General features: G+C 44.6%; 13 protein-coding genes. 9 read left to right on the top strand and 4 right to left on the bottom strand.

Annotated features, from left to right (window positions below; translation table 11 throughout):
• The first annotated feature begins 10 nt into the window (after window positions 1-10).
• The 3 genes from ALT761_RS14935 to ALT761_RS14925 are packed head-to-tail and all read left to right on the top strand — an operon-like array spanning window position 11 to window position 1,482.
• Window positions 11-556, top strand: a complete 546-nt coding sequence (locus ALT761_RS14935) for a methylamine dehydrogenase light chain (RefSeq protein ID WP_129739772.1) — start codon at window positions 11-13, stop codon at window positions 554-556.
• Window positions 557-575: 19 nt separating this feature from the next.
• Window positions 576-1,028, top strand: a complete 453-nt coding sequence (locus ALT761_RS14930; protein WP_172602899.1) for a c-type cytochrome — start codon at window positions 576-578, stop codon at window positions 1,026-1,028.
• Window positions 1,029-1,047: 19 nt separating this feature from the next.
• Window positions 1,048-1,482 carry a c-type cytochrome gene (locus ALT761_RS14925; protein ID WP_129739770.1) on the top strand — a complete coding sequence of 145 codons (435 nt, stop codon included), beginning with the start codon at window positions 1,048-1,050 and terminating at the stop codon, window positions 1,480-1,482.
• A 54-nt stretch (window positions 1,483-1,536) separates the two neighbouring features.
• On the opposite strand, the gene ALT761_RS14920 is transcribed toward ALT761_RS14925, so the two are convergent.
• Both ALT761_RS14920 and ALT761_RS14915 read right to left on the bottom strand, forming a co-directional pair.
• Entirely contained in the window at window positions 1,537-2,493 is a 957-nt protein-coding gene (locus ALT761_RS14920) for a YihY/virulence factor BrkB family protein (RefSeq protein WP_129739769.1), read from the bottom strand.
• Window positions 2,494-2,618: 125 nt separating this feature from the next.
• Window positions 2,619-5,231, bottom strand: a complete 2,613-nt coding sequence (locus ALT761_RS14915) for an excinuclease ABC subunit UvrA (protein WP_129739768.1) — start codon at window positions 5,229-5,231, stop codon at window positions 2,619-2,621.
• Between the two features lie 198 nt (window positions 5,232-5,429).
• On the opposite strand from ALT761_RS14915, the gene ALT761_RS14910 reads away from it, so the two are divergent.
• From ALT761_RS14910 to ALT761_RS14900, 3 genes are read left to right on the top strand one after another with little or no spacing between them, the layout of a single operon-like run.
• A complete protein-coding gene (locus tag ALT761_RS14910; RefSeq protein ID WP_129739767.1) occupies window positions 5,430-5,939 on the top strand; it encodes a MarR family transcriptional regulator in 510 nt (169 codons plus the stop codon).
• A complete protein-coding gene (locus ALT761_RS14905) occupies window positions 5,929-6,993 on the top strand; it encodes an HlyD family secretion protein (protein ID WP_129739766.1) in 1,065 nt (354 codons plus the stop codon). Before ALT761_RS14910 ends, ALT761_RS14905 begins: the two co-directional genes overlap by 11 nt.
• 10 nt (window positions 6,994-7,003) lie before the next feature.
• Window positions 7,004-8,053, top strand: coding sequence for a DUF2955 domain-containing protein (locus ALT761_RS14900; protein WP_129739765.1), 1,050 nt, complete (start codon window positions 7,004-7,006; stop codon window positions 8,051-8,053).
• Window positions 8,054-8,131: 78 nt separating this feature from the next.
• Here ALT761_RS14900 and ALT761_RS14895 read toward each other — a convergent pair whose 3' ends face one another.
• Together ALT761_RS14895 and ALT761_RS14890 are read right to left on the bottom strand one after the other, a co-directional pair.
• Complete coding sequence (locus tag ALT761_RS14895) at window positions 8,132-10,693, bottom strand: TonB-dependent receptor plug domain-containing protein (protein ID WP_129739764.1); 2,562 nt, start codon at window positions 10,691-10,693, stop codon at window positions 8,132-8,134.
• Between the two features lie 432 nt (window positions 10,694-11,125).
• Window positions 11,126-11,839 (bottom strand): alpha/beta fold hydrolase, encoded by a 714-nt coding sequence (locus ALT761_RS14890; protein WP_129739763.1) that lies wholly within the window; start codon window positions 11,837-11,839, stop codon window positions 11,126-11,128.
• 461 nt (window positions 11,840-12,300) lie between these two features.
• On the opposite strand from ALT761_RS14890, the gene ALT761_RS14885 reads away from it, so the two are divergent.
• The 3 genes from ALT761_RS14885 (at window position 12,301) to ALT761_RS14875 (ending at window position 14,665) form a co-directional block, all read left to right on the top strand.
• Window positions 12,301-13,035, top strand: a complete 735-nt coding sequence (locus tag ALT761_RS14885; protein WP_129740664.1) for a MauE/DoxX family redox-associated membrane protein — start codon at window positions 12,301-12,303, stop codon at window positions 13,033-13,035.
• Between the two features lie 311 nt (window positions 13,036-13,346).
• Entirely contained in the window at window positions 13,347-13,898 is a 552-nt protein-coding gene (locus ALT761_RS14880) for a type 1 glutamine amidotransferase domain-containing protein (protein WP_129739762.1), read from the top strand.
• A gap of 74 nt (window positions 13,899-13,972) precedes the next feature.
• Window positions 13,973-14,665, top strand: coding sequence for an SDR family oxidoreductase (locus ALT761_RS14875; protein WP_129739761.1), 693 nt, complete (start codon window positions 13,973-13,975; stop codon window positions 14,663-14,665).
• Window positions 14,666-14,855: the final 190 nt, after the last annotated feature.

Here is a 14,855-nt window from a genome sequence, read left to right as displayed (position 1 = left end):
GGAGATTACCATGAAATTTCTCGATAAATTAATGGAGCGCAGTTCGCGTAAAGTTGCACAGAATACCTCTCGTCGTCATTTGTTAACCAACATATCAAAGCTAATGGTGGGGGCTGCCGTGGTGCCTTTGCTACCTGTTGCAAGGGCGTCAGAAGTGGTCGGTGGTTATCCCGGTGTTGGAAAACAAGTTTCAGGGTTAGATGGCGACCCAGGCGACCCAACAAGTTGCGATTATTGGCGCTATTGCGCTATCGACGGATTTCTTTGTTCGTGTTGCGGTGGTACTGCATCTAGCTGCCCACCTGGAACCGAAATGTCACCCATCACTTGGATTGGAACGTGCCGTAATCCCGCAGATGGAAAAGATTACATCATTTCGTATAACGATTGTTGTGGTAAAACTAGCTGTGGCAGGTGTTTATGTAATCGTAATGAAAACGATAAGCCGGTTTATCGACCGCAAGCTAACAATGATATCAATTGGTGCTTGGGAACCTCTAGTAATGTGTATACGTGTTCGACTGGTGTTGTGCTAGGAGTGGCGGTCGATGGTTAGAGCAATTAGAGGAGCAGCTGTGCTTTGCACAGCTGTAAGCGTTCTGAGCTTTTCCACTTCACTTTATGCTGAAGATCAAAGCGGTAAACAAACATTTGCCACTTGCTCTGCATGCCACTTAGCAACAGGGGAGGGTATTCCTGGGGCTTTTCCACCGCTTACAAAACTACCTGATATATTTGAACAAGAGGGAGGGAAGCAATATCTGATTAGTGTTGTGTTACAAGGACTAAGCGGCCCGATTACTTCTCAGGGCAACGCGTTTAGCGGATATATGCAAGCATTTGGTCCATCACTTTCAGACAGTGAAATTGCATCGGTTCTAAATTATGTCCTTACCAATGTAGCGAAGCCTTCATTGGATGATAGCAGCCCTATTTCAGAAAATGATGTCTCGATAGTACGAGCAAAAATAGCGCAGGGCGCATTGGCTAAAAGCCATACGCTGAGAAAAGCACTTACTGCGCCATAAAGGTAATTGGGAGGACACAATGCGTTTATTTTTACATGTTGGCTTGGCGTTGTTGGCCATAGTTTCAATAAGCTATTCCAACAGTGTACAAGCGGCTGGTTTAACTAAAGCGAAGACAGACTATATGTTGCAATGCCAAGGGTGTCACAGATCAGACGGTACAGGTATGCCGCCCCAAACACCAAATTTTCATACTCATGGCGAGTTATTTATGCATGCCCCAGAAGGTCGGAGATATTGGGTAAGTGTGCCGGGCGCAGCAAACTCCCCCTTAACTGACAGTGAGTTGGCCAATGTATTAAATTATATTGCTAATGATATTGTTCAGGTGAAGGAACACCAAATGTTTACCGCACAAGAAGTACGTGAGTATCGAGGAACAAAAATGACAGACGTGTATGAAGTTCGGAGGAATTTGGCCAACGCATTAACTAGGGCTGATCCACAAAACTAGTTTTTAAGGTCATAAATTCTGTCGCAATTAATTGCGACAGAATTTTTATTTGATTCAAGAGCTCTTCAAATCTTCCGGCGTATTATCAGCCACCACGGCATCTCGTTCACCCATAGGCTTGTCTTCACCCACGGTACTGTCTGCGCTAGTTTGAAGCTCAATTGACGAGTTTACTTCAGCGCCAATAAGTATGATGTAGGCGCTTAAGTACAGCCACATGAGTAGAATGATAATGCCACCTACCGAGCCGTAAGTTTTGTTGTAGCTGGCGAATTCATTCAAATAAATAGAAAAGCCATAAGATGCGGCAATCCATAACAAAGTGGCGAACAACGACCCCGGTGTAACCCACCGCCACTGTGCTGAACGTCTATGAGGTGCGTAACGGTATAGTGCAGAAAGTCCAATATTAAAGAGCAACAGCAATACAGGCCAGGTTATCCATGAAGCTTGCTTGAAGCTTATTAAGCCGCCAGAAATCCAACTTATTAATTCCGGAAGAACCGTAATGCAAACTAGCGCAACAATGACGGTGATTATCATGCAAATGGTGCCAGTTATGCGGGCAATTAAGCCTTTAAAAAAGCCTCTGCCATTGTCTTCTATATAGGTAATATTGCATGCGGTAATAAGTGCGTTGGCCCCTTTACTGCTACTCCATAATGATAAGAAAAGCGTTAGGAAGAAGCCCCATCCCAAGGCTGAGCTGGATTTTTGAGTAAGGTTTTTGAGTTGTTCTTCAATAATATAGCTGCTGTCGCTAGGTACTACGTTAACCAGTAAGGCCATATGATTTTGCAACTCTTCGGGTGACACCATTAAGCCATATAAGGAAATAGTGGCACCAAGAAGCGGGAATATCGCCAGTAAGCAGTAAAACGCAACGCCGGCGGCGATAAGAGGGATATTATGGCTTTGGATGTTGGTAAATGTACGTTTAACAATACTCCACCAGTTTTTTAGCGTTAACCCCAAAGCAGACTCTGCTTGAGTAGATTGCGTTGTGCTCATGTAATTCCGTTCACGTTACTTGTCTATGGGTTTATACAGCGCAGAGAACAAGTAAGATTACAAAAAACTACCTGCTAGTTCATTTGTTGTTACGGTTAACACGCGCGATAACCTGTTTAACGCTATTAACGTAGCGTGATAAAGGGGGCTGTTTTACTCTTATTGCATTTCGCAACTTCAGCAGGCGTGCCTTTAGCCACTATGTTTCCTCCAGCATCACCCGCACCTGGGCCAATATCTATAATGTAATCACTAGATGACGCAACTTGCATATTGTGCTCTACCATTACCACGCTGCTGCCTTCATCTACCAATGTATTTAGGTGTTTCATTAATAACGAAATATCCGCAGGATGAAGCCCGGTAGTAGGTTCGTCTAGTACGTAAAGGGTGTGTTTTTTGTCGGCTCGTTTTAGCTCGGTAGCCAGCTTTATTCGCTGTGCTTCTCCCCCTGAAAGTTCGGTGGCGGGTTGGCCTAATCGTAAGTAGCCCAAGCCCACTTTCACCAGCGCATCAAGCGCACGAAAAACAGGGGCTTCATTGGCGAATAGGTTATGTGCCTCTGCAACACTTAGCGACAGTACATCGGCTATCGATAATGAATTCCAGGTAACGTCTAATGTGTCTTGGTTGTAGCGTTTTGTATCGCAAACCGGGCAGGGGGAATACACCGATGGCATAAAGAGTAATTCTACCGATACAAAGCCTACCCCCTCGCAGTTGGCGCACCTTCCTTTGGTGGTATTAAACGAAAATCGACCTGCATCGTAGCGTCGTTTTTTCGCTAATGGTGTGGCGGCGAATAGTTTGCGCACATGGTCGAATAGCCCTGTGTAAGTCGCTAAATTCGAACGGGGCGTTCTGCCAATGGGGGATTGGTTTACTACGACTAATCGCTTTATTTGTTCTGCATCGCTTGCTTTGTCGTCTGGGCTGTAACCCTCAATGCCACCTTCACTGCCACTATTAATATTGCTGCTATCTATATAGCCGCTAGCTGGTTGCTCTTCGTTGCTTTCCAGCAAGGTGGCTTCGGTAATAACTGCTGCAGGGTTATTGCTAGCGGCGCTTTTGCCAGCAGAGCTATTAGTAGTAGCGTTTTTATCCGGCGCTCTGCTAGTGCCAAGTGACGCTTTCACTAACTCCACCAGTGCATGGCTTACTAAGCTCGATTTACCCGAGCCTGATACGCCGGTTACTGTGGTAATAGTGCCAAGGGGAAACGCGCAGTCGATACTATTAAGGTTGTTTTTAGTAATGGCTTTTAATGATAGCCAGCCTTTCGGGGCACGGTTGTGATGCTTAAGGGCCAAGGCGTTATTGAAAAGATACTGAGAGGTTATTGAATTCGATGCTTTTTCCAATGCATCGACAGGTCCGCTATATACCAGCTCACCACCGTTTAAGCCTGCATTGGGGCCGATATCAACAACCCAGTCAGCGTGTTTAATGACACGGGGATTATGCTCAACCAAAAATACGCTATTACCTGCTTCTACTAGCGCATCAAATGCGTCTAGCAATGCGGTTATATCATTCGGGTGCAGGCCAGACGATGGCTCATCCATAATATATACCACGCCAAACAATTTTGATTTTATTTGGGTGGCTAGCCGTAACCGCTGTAATTCACCGGCTGAAATCGACGTGGTGCTTCGCTCTAACGAAAGATACCCCAATCCGAGTGCAATAATGGGTTTGATTCGGGCTGCTATGTCTTTAGCAATGTTTTGAATAACCAGTGCCCGTTCATTGTTTTGGGCTTCGGCTGTTTCAAGTAGCGTATTCAAATGTTCTACCACGTCGCTCAACGAAAGTTGAGAGAAGGCGGATATGTCTAGGCCGCAAAGCGTTACTGATAGTGAAGCCTGTTTAAGCTTTTTTCCATGGCATTGTGGGCACGTTGAAACAGCAAGATATTGCGCTACTCTTTGCTTAATTTTTTCTTTTTGAGAGGTTTTGAAGGTTTCAAGTACATAGCGTTTAGCGCCAATAAACTTACCGTTATAGCTGGCGGGTTCGCCTTCTTCCCTCGCGGCTTGGGTCTGCGCCAAGTTATAGTTTCTGTATACCGGTACTTGGGGGGTATCGTCGGTGTATAAAATCCAATCTCGCGTAGATTCGGGTAATTCCTGCCAAGGTATATCGACATCAATATCTAACGACAGTAGAACCCGCACTAAATTTTTACCTTGCCACGCGCCAGGCCACGCTGCAATAGCACCTTCACGAATAGTAAGGGTAGGGTCGGGCACCAGTTTGTCTTCCGTTACATCAAACACAGTGCCAATGCCATGGCACCTCTCGCAGGCACCCTCAACGGTATTTGGCGAGAAGCCATCGGCGTAAATAATCTTTTGATTTGCGGGGTAATCACCTGCACGGGAATACAGCATACGCAGGCTGTTTGAAATGGTGGTGATACTGCCTACCGATGAACGAATTGAAGGCGTTCCGCGGTTCTGATGCAGCCCAACTGCGGGTGGCAGGCCCTCGATACTATCTACATCGGGCGTTTCAATTTGATCTATCAACCTTCTTGCATAGGGGGAAACCGAATCTAAATAACGATGCTGCGCTTCTGCGTACAAGGTGCCAAAGGCGAGTGAGGACTTACCCGAGCCAGAAATGCCCGTAAAGGCCACAATCTTGTTTCGCGGAATATCAACATCCACGTCTTTTAAGTTGTGAACCCGTGCACCACGAACCTGCAGAAAATTGTCGTTAGTTATTGTCATGCTTCCCTTACCATCCTTAATACTTTTCCACCTTACAAAATAAGGTGAACCTAGAATGAGTAAGCTGCATGCATTTATAACGATCATTTTGGAGACCATAAAAAGTTACGTGGGGGAAAGGTAAATACGGCTTTTGATTTACTTAGCGTGCTAAGTAATGTTATTGTAGTTAGCATGCTAAGTAACTTTGAGGTGTGTATGTCTGCACAAAAGCCGTTTCACGAAACGCTAGATTTTACGCTTGTTGGAAAGATGGGCCGAGTACACCGGTTATGCAGAGAAGCTGTTACGTTAACTGTTGAGCCCTTGGGGTTAACGCAATCAAGATGGCTCGCGTTAATGCATATCAATTTAATTGGCGAAGGGGTTACCCAATTAGCGCTTTCGCAAAGTTTGGGCATAGAAATGCCGTCGTTAACCCGCACATTAAAGCAGCTTGAAGAGCAGTCGCTGATTAGCCGCCAAGTTGATAACAGCGATAAGCGCAGCAAAAAACTATATTTCACTCAAGACGGTCGCGTTGTTTTGAATTCGCTAAATGAAAAAATTGCGGATGTTAAGCAGCAGTTTTATGCAGGGTTAACCCATGAGCAGCTAGATGTAATGGCGCGTGCGTTGTTGCAAATAGAACAAAATGCCTCGGACTGTATTTCTCTACAGGAAACACGCAGAGCAAGTAAATTAGAGGAGGGGACTAATGACGCCTGATCAGAAGTTTTCACTTTACGTAAGATTTTCTTTAATTGGTTTTGTGCTGGTTTTTATTTACTACCTTATTGCCGATACCTTCATGCCGGTAACGCCCCAAGCGCGTATTTATCATCCGGTAGTACAAGTTGCGCCTCAGCTAAGTGGCGAAGTAACGCAGGTTTTTGTTCGCAATAATCAGACAGTAAAAGCGGGCGATGTATTGTTTCAAATTGATAGTGGGCCGTACGATATAGCATTAACGCAAGCGAGGTTAGCGTTAGATGATGCCAAATTACAAAACAAACGGCTTGATACCAATATTAAATCTTTAGAGGCGCAAATTAAGGCGGCTAGTGCCAAGCTGCACGAGCAAAAGTTACTTCAACAGCGTAGCAATACTTTGTATGAGCAACGCGCAATTTCAGAGCAAGAGCTCGAAGCGATGCGTGCCAATTATGAAGCGAGTATTGCCGATAAATCTGCCTTAGAGGCGCAGTTGTCTGAGGCCTTATTGGCAAGAGGCGATTCGGGTGAAAGTAACCTCACAGTTCGCCATGCTGCGAACCAGCTAGCTGAAGCCAAACTAAACCTATCTTATACCCAAGTACGTGCTCGCAACGATGGCGTGGTGTCTAATATGCAGTTACGTGAAGGCGCCTATGCGGTAAAAGGAAGCCCGTTGTTGGCTATTGTGACAAGCGAAACAGATTTGGTTGCCGATTTCAGAGAAAAATCCTTGGCCCATATGCCAGCGCATAGCATCGCTAAAGTGGTGTTCGATAGTCGTCCGGGTGAAGTATACGACGCGCACATTGCCTCTTTCGAAGCTGGAGTTAGCGATGGTCAATTAAGTGCTAACGGTAAGCTAAGCGTAACCGAAACCAGTAATAGATGGGTGCGAGATGCCCAACGTCAGCGGGTTCATGTTGTTCTGCAAGAAAATGAAAACTTGATTGAGGGTATGCCAAGTGGTGCTCGTGCCACAGTACAACTGTTACCTGAATCAACCTTAGGTCAGTGGTTTGGTACGTTACAAATTAACGCCATTAGTTGGTTACACTACATTTACTAACGGAGGCGAAATGACGAAGGCAATTAGTGAAGCCCCCACGTTAGATGGCAATGGTTTGCGCCAGGCGCTGCGTATAGCGGGGGGCTGTACCATTGGTTTTACCATCGCTAAATTAATGAACTGGCCTTACGGTATTTTCTTTACGGTTTACCCCATGTTGTTGCTGGGTTTAGTGCCCGTTATTAGTAAGCCAGTGATAAAGCAGTTCATAGCTAGTGCGGGGTTCAGCGCCTTTATTGTGTTGGTATTGCAAGGCTTATTTTCCCACATTCCAGTGGTGATGACCCTTATTGTGTTTCTATGCTTTTGTGTTTTGTTCTATCAAATGAGCAGTGGCGGTGGCTTTTTGTTTGGTGCGTTAGGTGCCGTGGGGCTGTCAATACAGCTGCACTTTTCAAGCTATGCAACGGGGGGCGATACTGTCTACCCGTTGATAGTGAGTAACGGTGCAGCTACGCTTTTATCAATTGTTATTGCAGTGTTCATGCATGGCATCTTCCCAGATGTCGCGCCGCGCACGCCTCGTGTCCCACCGCCTAAGGCGAAGGAAAGTATTCGTCACGAAGTACTCTTGTGTGCAAGTGTAGCAACTTTATCGTTTGTGGTGTTTCAAGCGCTGGATTTACAAGACTCTATATCGGCACAAGCTTCATCGGTGCTTATTCTATTTTCGCTTTGCTGGAAAGCGGCAAGTCTCGCTGGGTGGCAACGGGCTATTGGTACACTCATTGGTTGTAATTTAGCACTGCTTGCGCAATTGTTTTTGTACAATCACAGTGATTTTTTACTTTTTCCGGTACTCGTATTGTGGATTTTAGCGTTCATTTTTAGCCGCTATCATATTTTAGGTGGCGGGATGCCGGGCATTGGGTTTGGTGTGCTAACCACGTTTGGTATTTTGTTTGGAAACTCGCTAACACCCAATCAAGATTTAGTTTACAGCGCGCTTTACCGTTTTAGCTCTGTGGCCGTGGCAATTGCCCTTAGTTTGAGTGCCGTTTACGTTATGCATCACATTTTGAACCGCTTTAGTGTTACCCGTCACCACACATATGAATAGCGCTTTACTCCGTGCTGAAAAAAATGCCGGATGTTTTCACATCCGGCATTTTTGTTTAGTTCTAATTTACAAGATTAATTAAAAACTATAAGTTACTTTTCCGTAAACATAACGGCCTGTGAAACCATACGGCGAGAAACCTGAGTATGGGAAAATCATCGAGAAAGTCGTTACGTCATCAACTAAATCGCGTGTAGCTTCTGGGTAAACATCGAAGATGTTATTCGCACCAACCGATACCGCTAGGTTGTCAGTAAGGGCTACGCGAACATCTAAATCTGTGATCCACTCAGAAGGAATGATTTCGTTACGTGCTTCAATAGAAGACGGATCTTCAACTTCGCCGTAACGTGTGGTGCGCAAAGTAGCGTTATAACGGTCATATGACCAAGTTACACCAAGGTTAACTTTGCTGTCTGGCGAGCTTGTTTCAAAGCGGCGTAGTTCAACATCGTCGAACAAGTTACTTTGATCGAAGCCTGCATTTTGAAGTACATCTGGCGCATCTATAATGTCGGTGACTTCGTTATCATTGAAGTTAATACCAGCATTAAAGTTAAACGCACCTAAATCATTGGTATTTAATGTGTAGGTAGAAACAATATCTACCCCTTCAGTACGTGAATTAATCGCGTTTAAGAAGAAGCGAGCTTGGTTAGCACCTGTGCCTTCAAGTAAAGCTTCAATAGCATCGCCCGATAGGTTGTTAGACAGTACAATTCGATCGTCAATATCAATGCGATAGAAGTCTACCGTTAGGTTGAAATTCGCTGTAGGCGAATAGGTGAAACCTGCGCTGTAGTTATCTGATTCTTCAGCATCAAGACCGGGGCTACCCAACGCTTGAGCTACGTTGCTTGACGCGGCAAACGTACCCGTTTCAGTTGGCTCGCCATCCACGAACACAGTTGCAATAGAGGTGAAGTGCTGTTGTTGTAGCGATGGGGCTCTAAAGCCGGTAGATACCGATGCACGAAGGGCAAGTGCATCTGTAATAGTCACGCGATGAGACATTTTCCAATTAAATGTACTGCCGAAATCTGAATAGTCTTCAAAACGGCCAGCCACAGCTACATTCCAGTTTTCAAGCACATCGGCTTCTACATCCACATAAAAGCTGTAGTTGTGACGGGTATTTTCACCTGCTGACTCTGGCGTGAAGCCAGGGAAAACTTGTGAGCCGGCTGAGCCAAAAGGGCCATCAATAGGGTCGGTAACTACGCCACCAGGGCCAAACGTACCTTGGATATACGAGTTCTCTTCACCAGCGGTGATTTCATAGCTTTCGTGGCGATATTCTGCACCCATGGCGAAGTTCATTTCGCTGAAGAAATAGCCTGTATCAACTAAGCGAGATGCATCAGCATTAACAATGGTGGTGTTGTATTCTAGCTCACCTGCGTTAAAACTCGTTTGGCTTGTTGGCCCAAGAGAAGTGTTTAAGCTATTTACTACGCTGTACTCTAGTGCATTGCCACCGTGAGTAACTGATAAATCGTAGTTCCACACATCGCCGTAACCTTTGATACCGCCTAGAATCGACATATCTTGAATGTCAGTTTGAATAGAAGGTAAGAAGCCGTCTGGGTAGATAGAAGTAATGTTACGGCTGTCTGATGCGCGGCGATAAAAACCGCCGCCAATGGAATCACGTGAGCTAAAGCCAGCAGTACCGTAGAATTCGACACTGTCGTTAATGGCTTTGCCCGCGTTTACGAATAGCGCGTAATCTTCTACTTCGCCGTTACCGTATACGTGGTTGTAGCGGTTAACCGTGAATTCTCTTTCATCTAAATTACCATCGGCATCACGAGCGTAGTTTTCTCGAGTATCGAAGTCTGAACGGTTTGACTCGCCACGGTCGCGGTATTCAGCTGAAACGTTTACAAATCCGTCATCGCCCCACTCAAAACCCATATTGCCGCGTAGGGTAAGGGTTTGCCCGTCGGTAAGTTCACGATCTGAACCTGTATCAAATGCAAGGTTGCCGTCTGCATCGGCACTAACGCCTTCAAGGTTAGGCACACCGTCCATCGTAGTTACGTTTGCACCGTAAGTGGCTGATACTTCACCGCCTTCGCTAGCGTCTTTCAATACAATATTGATAACACCAGCAATGGCGTCTGAACCGTATTGAGCCGCTGCACCATCGCGCAGTACTTCAATGCGCTTAATTGCGTTAGCTGGTATAGCGTTTAAATCTACAGCAGAAGAGCCGCGGCCCACAGAACCGTTTAGGTTAAGTAGTGCTGAAGTATGGCGGCGCTTACCATTCACTAATACAAGTGTGTGATCTGGCGCTAGTCCACGAAGCTGTGCGGGGCGAACATGGTCTGTTCCATCAGTAACAGAAGGCTGCGGGAAGTTGAAGCTTGGCAACAACGAATTAAGGATCATGTTGGTTTCAGTTAAACCGGTGGCTTCAATGGATGACGCATCGATAATATCGATAGGTACCGGAGAGTCATTAACAGTGCGGCCTACGCGGCGCGAACCAACAATTTGGATTTGCTCAACATCTTGTTCGTCGATGTTGGTTTGTTCTTGAGCCATTACCGACGTTGAAAACGGTATAGCGGCTATTGCGCCTGCAATTAAAGAAAGCTTAAAAACAGAAGCGTTAAAATTTGCCTGTTGCATTGTGTGTTCCTGAATTTTTATAAGTGTATTTTTAAAGCGAATGAACGTTGCAATAACGATGTGCTTTTGAATGCACAAGTTACACGTATTTTTGGTACGCATACTGCAATCCATAGTGCGTTCACTGCTGTTACTTCTTTCTGTTGCGGGGTACAGCTAAAAGCCGTGTTGTCTGATAAGACTTATAATTATTAGATGTGATAAACGCATTTCGTTTATGGGGCTGAGTTAAGCACAAAATCAATTAGTCATACAATACTAAAGTTGTAAATTTTTAATCGTTTCGATGAGAAGAGTATTTCGAGCGGCAGCATGTCGAATTTTTGCGATGAAGCGTTTTATTTCACAAAGCGAAAGAGGCTGAATTCTTTTTGTGAAGTTTTTAAAGACTTCGAATGGAATCGCCTTTCTTAATGTTACCGTATTGGCTTTTTAGGCTAACCCATCTACGAAGCGTTGAATGCATGCATTCACTTTGTCATATTGCTCGGCAAACACCATGTGGGTGCCAGCATCTATAACTTCTAATTGGGCGCTTGGCAGGTTTGCTAGTAAGTATTCAGAGTACTTAACGGGGGTCATAATATCTTTGTCACCCACAATAAGTTGTACTGGCAATTTAATGCTGCCTATCTCTCGCATAACGTCAAAGTTGTCACAGGCGGTAAAGTCTTTCAGCATCACCGCGGCGCCATTTTTAACAATTGCTGAATTTACCTCAGTTCTTAACGGCTCTTGAAGCTGTTGGTTTGAAGCTAATAGGTAATCGGGGAATGCTCCGCATTCTTCTATAAGCGTTGCTAGTGACGTAAGCAGTTGTGGCATTACTTTTAATTTAGCGCCCGCACCTATTAACACCAGTGCTTTTAGTCTGCTTGAATCGAAAGTCGTTGATTCGCTTGAGGCCAGCAGAACAGCTTGCATGGCTACGGCACTTCCTAAAGAATGACCAACCAACACCACGTCTGTTAAATCTTCTTGTTCAACGGTATTAAGCACCCAATGAGCTATGGATTTTACATCGCATAATACTTCGCCATCAGGGTGACCAGGAAAGTTTAATGCAACACTGTTGTTGAAAAACGATACTTGGTGCGCCCACACGTTATTCGTGCAACCTGAGCCATGTAAAAATACGAATGTCATTTTAAATGCCTTTTCGAGAGTTCTATTCACTCTATAACGAAAGGAATTAATATTCTACGTTCTAGGCGATAAGGCCAGCAACTGATTAAGCGTCATTGCCCTACAGATTCCCCCCAAAGAGACATATTCGATAATTCCTACAATAACGTTGAGTATATATCGGTATAGATATTGTAACGGTATTGATAAAGGTACCTAGAACCGAAAGGTTTGAGTCGTTAATTGTGAGGAATTTACAGCTTCATGAACTATTCGCGTAAGGATTTCACATGACGGATCTCTTCTCGCTATCTAATTTAGAGGCAAGTTTGAGGCAGGGGAGTTTGGTGTGACTAATAACCTGACCGAACTCTTTCAAGCTTATGGCTCGGTTTGAATAAAGACGAGTTTGGAGCTTATTGCGAAATTAACTACAACCTTTTCTGTTAGCTTTTGGCGCGAGTGAGACAAAGGAGAGCATGATGAATAAAACGGCAATTTTGTACAGAATGGTGACCGATAATCATATTTGTCCGTTTGGTTTACGTTCCAAAGATTTGTTAGAGAGAGAAGGGTATGACATTGATGACCGCCCACTCACTTCTAGGGAAGAAACCGACGCGTTCAAGACAAAGTACAATGTTAAAACAACCCCACAGACGTTTATAAATGATGAGCGTATAGGTGGGTACGACGATCTTCGTACTTATTTTGGAAAAGGCGAAGCGGGCCAAACGGGTACCACCTATACCCCAGTAATAGCCATATTTTCGGTAGCTGCGTTATTAGCGTTAGCATTTCAATATACGGTAGCAGGTGCGTATTTTTCCATTCGCACTCTCATGCTATTTATCGCGTTTTCAATGTCGCTGCTGGCAGTACAAAAACTCAAAGACCTATTCAGCTTTACTAACTCGTTTATTACCTACGATTTGCTAGCCATGAAGTGGCTACGATACGGCTATATTTACCCGTTTGTAGAGGCTTATGCTGGAATTGGTATGGTAGCTCAACTGCCCGCGTTAGCGGTGGCGCCGTTCTCCCTATTTATAGGTTCGGTGGGAGCGGTTTCAGTGGTTAAAGCGGTATACATCGATAAACGTGAACTCAAGTGTGCCTGTGTAGGTGGCGATAGCAACGTGCCATTAGGCTTTGTTTCGCTAACTGAAAACCTCTTTATGATAGCCGGTGCTCTGCTGATGTTTTTCTATATGTAACTGGGTTCATCCTCATGTAAAACCTTCATGAATGCTGAAAAAGTCGCACGCCAAAAGCGCCGGCTGAAGCGCTACAACTTCTTGGTCTAAATTTAAATTTCAATACAAACAACTACTTAAGAGGTTTCGAGTGATGGTTTGGTTTTTGCAATCACAAGTTACACATACAAGTTAGTTATCCGAATTGCCAGCTTATAAGGTGTACTACTGATGAGTATTCATTCAAGTAACCTTCGTTCTTCAGCTTTGCGTCATGCAAACAACTGAATGGGAAGCGGCAATAACGTTGAGTAATAAATAGGAGTTTTACAATGAGCAACCAGCAAAATTTAGAAGGCAAAAAAATCGCTATTTTAGCTACCGATGGTTTCGAGCAAAGTGAACTGGTGCAGCCAAAAGATATGCTTACCGAGCAAGGCGCTACAGTAGAGATACTTTCAATTGATGATCAAAGCAGTATCACTGCATGGAATGAAGGGAATTGGGGTAAACAAATATCGGTAGATGCTCAAGTTTCCTCGGTATCGCCAAGTGATTACGACGCGCTCGTATTGCCTGGCGGCCAAATTAACCCAGATATCTTACGTACTAACAGCGATGCGGTTTCATTTATTAAGCAAGCCCACGCAGAACCTCGGATTAAAGCACTTGCTGCTATATGTCATGGGCCATGGTTACTGGTTGAATCTGAGCTAGCAAGAAACAGTACAGTCACCTCTTTTCCCAGTATCAAAACTGATTTAATTAATGCCGGTGCAACCTGGAAAGATGAGCAAGTGGTACAAGATGGCAAATTGGTAACCAGCAGAAACCCAGATGACATCCCAGCTTTTGTAGAGAAGATTAGTCAGCTCATTGCTTAGGTTTGTAAAGTGAGAATAGAAACTCACAGGTAGAATTTTAAGCGAGTAAGTAATTAGCGTTAACAGGAGTATGCATGTCTAGTCAGAAAACAGGTTCAAAGGTAATTGTAATAACCGGTGCGTCAAGCGGGATAGGCAAAGCGACTGCACAAGCATTGGTAGATGAAGGTAATAAAGTTGCCTTAATTGCCAGAAGTGAAGACAAGCTTAACGATCTGGTGTCAGAACTTGGCGAGGCCAATGCCTTTGCCGTTACTGCCGATGTGAGCGATTTCAATGATTTAGAGAAAGCATTTAGCAAAGTAGTTCAGCATTATGGCCAGGTAGACGGCGTATTTGCGAATGCGGGTACGGGTGCAAAAAGTGCCGGTATTGAGAACGGCGACGTTGCAGAGTGGCAAAGTATGTTAGGCGCAAACGTGAACGGCTTGCTGTATACCGCAAAGCTTGGGCTTCCTTTGCTGAAAAAGACTAAAGGTCACTTTATTCTAACAAGCTCGGTGGCAGGGCGTATTGCTTTAAAAGGCTCGGTTTATGGCGCAAGTAAATGGTTTGCCTACGGTTTCGGCCAAAACTTAGCGGAAGAAATGAGAGAGTGGGGCGGTAGATGTACCACAATTTGCCCTGGAATGGTTAACACGCCTTTCTTCGATGAGCCCAAGGAAGACAAACTTCAGCCCGAAGATATAGCAAAGTCGGTTGTGTTTGCCCTTTCAGCTAACGATTCGGCCTGCGTACGAGAAGTGTATGTTATGCCAACGTCGTAGGCGACTTAACAGACTTAATTGCTTGTAATATTACGGTATAAATATGGCAGTGGATGTAAGTACATCCGCTGCCATATATTTTAAACGTTCAACATATCACACTCATTGGTCGCACATACTTAGTAAATAAGCTTAACTATTTACTTTAGTAAAATAGTGTTTAAACAGTTGATAAAAACGCGTCACATGA

It is taken from the genome of Alteromonas sp. 76-1 (assembly GCF_900654235.1).
Lineage (GTDB): Bacteria > Pseudomonadota > Gammaproteobacteria > Enterobacterales > Alteromonadaceae > Alteromonas > Alteromonas naphthalenivorans.
The sequence above is the reverse complement of the archived record's forward strand: the minus strand, read 5'-3'. Positions and strand labels throughout refer to the sequence as shown.